At 32.4% G+C, this 6,803-nt stretch carries 7 protein-coding genes; 6 read left to right on the top strand and 1 reads right to left on the bottom strand.

The annotated features are described in order from the left end of the window. The 6 genes from B4I81_RS04495 to B4I81_RS04520 all read left to right on the top strand — a co-directional run. A partial coding sequence (locus B4I81_RS04495) for a hypothetical protein (protein WP_291108166.1) occupies positions 1 to 200 on the top strand: 200 nt, incomplete at its 5' end. 167 nt (positions 201 to 367) lie between these two features. Next, positions 368 to 922: a DUF2975 domain-containing protein gene (locus tag B4I81_RS04500; protein ID WP_291108168.1), complete on the top strand. Its 555-nt coding sequence runs from the start codon at positions 368 to 370 to the stop codon at positions 920 to 922. Positions 923 to 925: 3 nt separating this feature from the next. Beyond that, a complete protein-coding gene (locus B4I81_RS04505) occupies positions 926 to 1,132 on the top strand; it encodes a helix-turn-helix domain-containing protein (RefSeq protein WP_111565455.1) in 207 nt (68 codons plus the stop codon). Between the two features lie 86 nt (positions 1,133 to 1,218). Beyond that, positions 1,219 to 1,533: an HPF/RaiA family ribosome-associated protein gene (locus B4I81_RS04510; protein ID WP_291108170.1), complete on the top strand. Its 315-nt coding sequence runs from the start codon at positions 1,219 to 1,221 to the stop codon at positions 1,531 to 1,533. A gap of 308 nt (positions 1,534 to 1,841) precedes the next feature. After that, the gene (locus tag B4I81_RS04515) at positions 1,842 to 3,167 is read left to right on the top strand and encodes an AAA family ATPase (RefSeq protein WP_291108172.1); all 1,326 of its coding nucleotides are present in this window, start codon (positions 1,842 to 1,844) and stop codon (positions 3,165 to 3,167) included. Then, the gene (locus B4I81_RS04520) at positions 3,157 to 3,855 is read left to right on the top strand and encodes an RloB family protein (protein WP_291108174.1); all 699 of its coding nucleotides are present in this window, start codon (positions 3,157 to 3,159) and stop codon (positions 3,853 to 3,855) included. The genes B4I81_RS04515 and B4I81_RS04520 overlap by 11 nt, the downstream gene beginning before the upstream one ends. A 216-nt stretch (positions 3,856 to 4,071) precedes the next feature. Here B4I81_RS04520 and B4I81_RS04525 read toward each other — a convergent pair whose 3' ends face one another. Next, a complete protein-coding gene (locus B4I81_RS04525; protein WP_291108176.1) occupies positions 4,072 to 6,702 on the bottom strand; it encodes a valine--tRNA ligase in 2,631 nt (876 codons plus the stop codon). Between the last annotated feature and the right edge of the window lie 101 nt (positions 6,703 to 6,803).

The raw sequence follows: 6,803 nt of genomic DNA on the forward strand, positions 1-6,803 counted from the left end.
GAGAAATCATTATTAAAAAAGCGAATGAATCTGAAGGAAAATCTAATGCTAGTGCTTCTTGGATGATGTCTCCTAAAAAACGTTTTGAAGAATTAGCCACCGGTTGTCCTAATTTATTGGCAAGGGTGGAGAAAAAAGAATTTAGAAACAATATTGAAAGCATATTACAATTTGCTGAAGAATTAGAAAAGTGCAAATAGTATTTTAAAATTTAAAATCTCGAGTATATCTCGAGATTTTTTTTATGCATTATTTTACAATTGTCCTAAAACATATTATTGTTATTTATCAAAAAAAAGTATATTTTTATTGTTTTTCAATAAATTTTTATTGACATTTGCATCGTTAACTTTTAATATTTACTTCTATGGAAATTAAAATTAGTGCGCAACAGATGCTTAATGTACTATATGTATTGGCTTGGATAATTTTTATTGGGTTAGGAATTGATGCTGGTGGTTTTTTATTTAACACCTTTTACACCATATTTATAAACCCCGTAGGTTCATCGTATTTTTGGAACCATATCGATTTGTCTTCGTTGTATCAATTTAACCAAAGTCATTTTGTGACGTTAACTTCGTTAATGAGTATCGTAGCGGTTTTAAAAGCCATACTGTTTTATTTGATTATCAAAATCATTCACGATAAAAAACTTAATTTGGCCCAACCCTTTAATAAAGATGTCAATCGTTTTATTTTTAGCGTGGCGTATTTAACGTTGGGAATTGCGATTTTTGCTATTTGGGGAACTAATTTTTCTGAGAACATGGTACAACAAGGCGTTACGATTCCGTCGATTCAGCATTTAAAAATTGCGGGGGGCGATGTTTGGTTGTTTATGGGAATTACGCTTTTGGTGATTGCTCAAATTTTCAAACGCGGTTTCGAACTTCAGGAAGAAAACGAATTAACAGTATAAATTATGGCGATAGTAGTAAACTTAGATGTGATGATGGCGAAACGAAAAATGTCGCTCAACGAACTTTCGGAAAAGGTGGATATTACGTTGGCTAATTTATCTATTTTAAAAACCGGAAAGGCAAAAGCCATACGTTTCAGTACGCTAGAAGCCATTTGCAAAGTGTTGGATTGTCAGCCGGGCGATATTTTAGAATATACGCAAGATTAATTTATAGCTTTTTTAACTTTTAGGAAGTTGGAAATTTGAGCGAATATTCGTAACTTTAGGTATTATTAATTATAATCCTTATAACTATGTTAGTTCAAATTCACACCGACAAAAACATTGAAGGCGGAAGCCGTTTTTCAGAATTCTTTAGTAACGAAATTAAAAATGAATTAGCAAGATTTGACGAAATCGTAACCCGAATAGAAGTACACGTCTCTGACGAAAATGGAAATAAATCCACTCCAAACGATAAAAAATGTGTTATTGAAGCGCGAGTAGAAAAAAAACAACCCATAGCCGTTACCGCAACAGCCGATAGCCCAGAAAAAGCGTTTTATGAAGCTTTAGAAAAAATGCAACGTGTTTTAGATACGACTTTAGAAAAAATTAAAGAACATTAAAAATTAGGAATCCCGAGTTTAGGCTCGGGATTTTTTTTGTTTATAAGTTGTTAGTTAAGCTAATAAGTGTTTTATGATTTGAAGAATTTTTTATTCCATCTAAAAATTATAATATGTAAAACTTTAGAGTACTATTAAAAAAGTATATGATACTAGTCTAATAGCTTCGCATAAAATTATTAAGTTAAGAGTATAAAGTAAAATAAAATCAACTTTCGGTATAATTGTTTCGAAAAACTGTTTTATTTTACATTTTATAGAAAATATTTTTTTACTTTTGTACCAAATTTATTTTTAATACAACAATTATGCTTCTGCAATTTTCAATTAAGAACTTCAGAACTTTCAAAGAAAAGACTAGTTTAAGTCTTATTGCGTCTAATTATGATAAAGATACTAGAGAGAATGACAATGTATACTATGATGAAAAATTTGGATTACGTCTTCTTAAAAGTGTAGTAATTTATGGATCTAACGCAAGTGGTAAAAGTAAGCTACTTGAAGCGATTACTTTTATGAAACAATATGTAATAAACAGTTCAAAAGAAGGACAAAAGGGAGACGAAATTGATGTTAAACCTTTTAAACTGAATATTGAAACTGAAAATGAACCATCTGAATTTGAGGTGATTTTTATTAAAGATAATATTCTCTATCGTTATGGGTTTGAAGCAACCAAAGAAAAAGTAATTTCTGAATGGTTGTTTTACAAACCTAAAACAAAAGAAATTGAACTTTTCTATAGAGAAAACAATAAATTCGACACTCACGAGAGAAGTTTTTCAAAAGGCAAAACTGTTGTTAAAGAAGGACTTGTTAGAGATAATGCTCTTTTAATTTCGGTTGCAGCTCAATTTAATGATAAAACCGCAATTAGTGTTATTGATTGGTTTAAAAAGCTTAAAGTAATTTCAGGTTTAAACGAAACAAGTTACCAAGGGTTTACAATGGGAAAAACAGAAGATTTAACTTATAAATCAAAAATTTTAGATTTACTTAAAGCTGCAGATTTAGGCATTCAAGATATCAATCTTCAAAGGTTAGATATTGACAAATTACCTAAAGATATGCCTAAAGAAATTAAAGATAAAATTATTAAAGAAGTTAATGAAAAAAAGGCAGAGTTTATTTCAGATGTATTAACAACACATAAAAAATATGATTCAAAAATGAAACCTATTGACAATGTGATTCTTTCTCTTGAAGATGATGAATCTTCAGGGACGAGAAAGTTTTTCGCGTTAACTGGTCCAATTTTAGATGTAATTGAGAATGGTCATATTCTAGTGGTAGATGAACTTGATTCAAAACTCCACCCCAATTTAGTATGCAAAATTGTTTCATTATTTAATTCTAGAAAATTAAATAAAAAGAATGCTCAATTAATTTTCAATACTCATGACACCAATCTTCTAAGCTCAGGTCTTTTTAGACGAGATCAGATTTGGTTTACTGATAAAAATAAATTTGGTGAAGCGAAGCTTTACTCACTTTCAGATTTTAAATCAGACGAGGTTAGAAAAACAGAATCATTCGAGGAAAATTACATTCGAGGAAAATATGGTGCAGTTCCTTATTTAGGCTTTTTTGAAAATTTAAATAATATTTTGTCGTATCATGAAAATGAAAAATAAAAAAAATGAACAATTAGCGGCAAAACAAAAACATAGGGCTCAATTAAAAGCAAATAGAAGAACTGAACCAAATTTTGAAAGAGCCACTCCTAAATTAATTGAAAAACCAACAATTTTAATTGTTTGTGAAGGTGAAAATACTGAACCAACATACTTCAATCAGTTTAGATTGTCATCTGCCACGGTTAAACCTATCGGTGAAGGTTACAACACTACTTCTTTGGTAAATCGCGCAATACAACTTGCTAATCAAGGTAAATATGATCAGGTATGGTGTGTTTTTGACAAAGATGACTTTAATGAAAATGATTTTAATAATGCAATCTTAATAGCTGAGGCAAATAAATTTGGAGTAGCATATTCAAATCAAGCATTTGAATATTGGCTTATTCTTCATTTTGATGATCATCAGGGTAGCGGAATGCATAGAGATAATTATAATGAAAAAATAAACAATTTGTTAAAACCATTTAAGATTACTTATGATGGAACAAAAAGTAAGAAAATAAGTGAAGATTTTTTTGATTTACTTGATGGTATTGATGAAAAAACTAATGTTAAGCGTATAGAACTTGCAATACGAAGAGCTGAACGTATTTACGAACAATTAGATAACACTAATCCAGCTAAAGAAGAATCATCAACAACTGTTTTCAGACTTGTTAAAGAACTTTTAAAATATATTTAATCTATTTAATAAACAGACTGGTTTAACTAAATTAAATATTAGTAATATTATTATAAGCTTTACCCTATATTATTACACTTAACATACCGATTATTAAACTTAGTAAATCCACTGAACACTAAAATCAAAATTTTAATATATATATAACTTTAAATAGTAAATCCCAAGCTCACACTTGGGATTTACTATTTAAAACCAGTCAGGTTTGTATAAAATCTATTTCAAACTCGCTAAACTTTGTTCTAAAGTCGCAATTTTTGCTAAAGCGTCGGCTTCTTTTTTGCGTTCGTTGGCAATTACTTGTTCGGGTGCTCCGGCTACGAATTTCTCGTTAGACAATTTCCCTTGTACCGAGCGTAAGAACCCTTTGATGTAGTTTAACTCTTCGGTTAATTTGGCAATTTCTGCTTCCACATCGATGTTTCCTGTAATTGGAATAAAATATTCATTCGATTTCACACGATACGATAATGCGCCATCTACTTTATCTGAAACGTATTCTAAAGTCGTAATATTTCCTAACTTCTGAATTACGGAATCAAAATACGTTGACGCTTTTTCATTGTTCACCACTTTTAATTCCATCGCATCTTTAAACGGAATGTTTTTGTCTTTACGAATGGTTCTAATTCCAGAAATTACTTCCGTTGCGAAATCAAAATCAGCAATTAATTTTGCATCAAACGCTTTCGCTTTTGGCCATTCTGAAACGATTAACGCTTGTTCTGGCGTTCTTTCTGCAATATGATGCCAAATTTCCTCTGTTAAAAACGGCATGAACGGATGTAACAATTTCAAGTTGTTTTCTAACATTTCAATTGCTTTTTCAAACGTTTTGCGGTCGATAGGTTGTTGGTAACCTGGTTTAATCATTTCTAAGAACCAAGAACAAAAATCGTCCCAAACCAATTTGTAAATCGCCATTAAGGCATCTGATAAACGGTATTTATCAAAATTATCTTCGATTTCGGCTAAGGTTTGTTGCAACTTCGCTTCGTACCATTCAATCGCTACTTTAGACGATTCTGGTTGTGCAATATCCGCTACTTCCCAACCTTTGATTAGTTTGAAAGCATTCCAAATTTTGTTAGAGAAACCTTTTCCTTGATTACATAATTCTTCATCGAATAAAATATCATTTCCTGCCGAAGCACTCAATAACAATCCTACACGAACTCCGTCAGCTCCAAATTTTTCAATTAGTCCAAGCGGTTCAGGAGAATTTCCTAAAGATTTCGACATTTTACGACCTTGCTTATCACGAACTAATCCGGTTAAATATACATTTGAAAATGGTTTTTCGCCTGCATACTCGTAACCTGCAATAATCATACGCGCTACCCAGAAGAATAAAATATCGGGTCCCGTAACTAAATCATTGGTAGGATAATAATATTTAAAATCTTCACTTTCTGGATTTAAAACGCCTCCAAAAACTGCCATTGGCCATAACCATGAAGAGAACCAAGTGTCTAATGCGTCAGCGTCCTGACGTAAGTCAGCAGTGGTCAGTGTTGAGTTGGCAGTTTTTTCTTTCGCAAGCTCAAGGGCTTTTTCGATGTTTTCTGCTACTACGAAATCTTCTTTTCCATCACCAAAATAGTAAGCTGGAATTTGTTGTCCCCACCACAATTGACGTGAAATATTCCAGTCGCGAATGTTGTTTAACCAATGCGCATAGGTATTGTTAAAACGACTTGGATATAATTTGATTTCGTCTGATTCTAAAACGGCTTTGATAGCAGGTTTTACTAAATCTTCCATTTTTAAGAACCATTGGTCGGATAATCTTGGTTCGATTACCGCTTTGGTTCTTTCAGAAGTTCCTACTTTATTCAAATGCGTTTCGGTTTTAGCTAACGCTCCGATAGTTTCTAATTCTTTCGCAATTTCTTCACGAACAACGAATCTATCTTTTCCTTGGTAATGCAATCCGTATGAATTCAAAGTCGCATCTTCGTTGAAAATATCGATGATTTCTAAATTGTGTTTATCTCCTAAAACTTTATCGTTGGTATCGTGAGCAGGCGTTACTTTTAAACATCCTGTACCGAATTCTACATCTACATATTCATCTTCGATAATTGGCACTACTCTACCGCAAATTGGAACGATTGCTTTCTTCCCTTTTAAATGCGAAAAACGTTCGTCATTTGGATTGATACAAATTGCAGTATCTCCAAAAATTGTTTCAGGACGTGTAGTGGCAACGGTTAAGAAATCTTCCGAACCTTCGATTTTGTATTTGATGAAGTATAATTTTCCTTGACGTTCTTCGAAGATTACTTCTTCGTCTGATAACGTAGTTTTAGCTTCTGGATCCCAGTTTACCATTCGGTAACCGCGATAAATCAGTCCTTTGTTATATAAATCTACAAATGAATGAATTACCGATGCTGACATATCGTCATCCATAGTAAACTTGGTTCGACTCCAATCGCAAGAACATCCTAATTGTTTTAATTGCTCTAAGATGGTTCCTCCGTATTTTTCGGTCCAATCCCAAGCGTGTTTTAGGAATTCTTCGCGTGTTAAATCGTTTTTATTGATACCTTCTTCTTTTAACTTGGCTACTACTTTAGCTTCGGTTGCAATTGAGGCATGATCCGTTCCTGGCACCCAACAAGCATTGAACCCTTTTAAACGCGCACGACGAATTAATACATCTTGAATGGTGTTATTCAACATGTGTCCCATGTGTAAAACTCCTGTTACGTTTGGTGGCGGAATTACAATGGTGTACGGCGTTCTGTGGTCGGGTTTGGATGTAAAATAATCGTTTTTCATCCAGTAGTCGTACCACTTTTGTTCTACTTCTTTAGCGTTGAATTGTGCAGGAATCATTATATCGTTTATTGTTTATTGTTAATGGTTTGTTGCTTAATTTTCATGAAACAACGGTTGCAAAAAATCCTAAAGTTTGCTTTCTAGGTACTATCTTTAATTGC

It is taken from the genome of Flavobacterium sp. UBA6195, assembly GCF_002422095.1.
Classification (GTDB): domain Bacteria; phylum Bacteroidota; class Bacteroidia; order Flavobacteriales; family Flavobacteriaceae; genus Flavobacterium.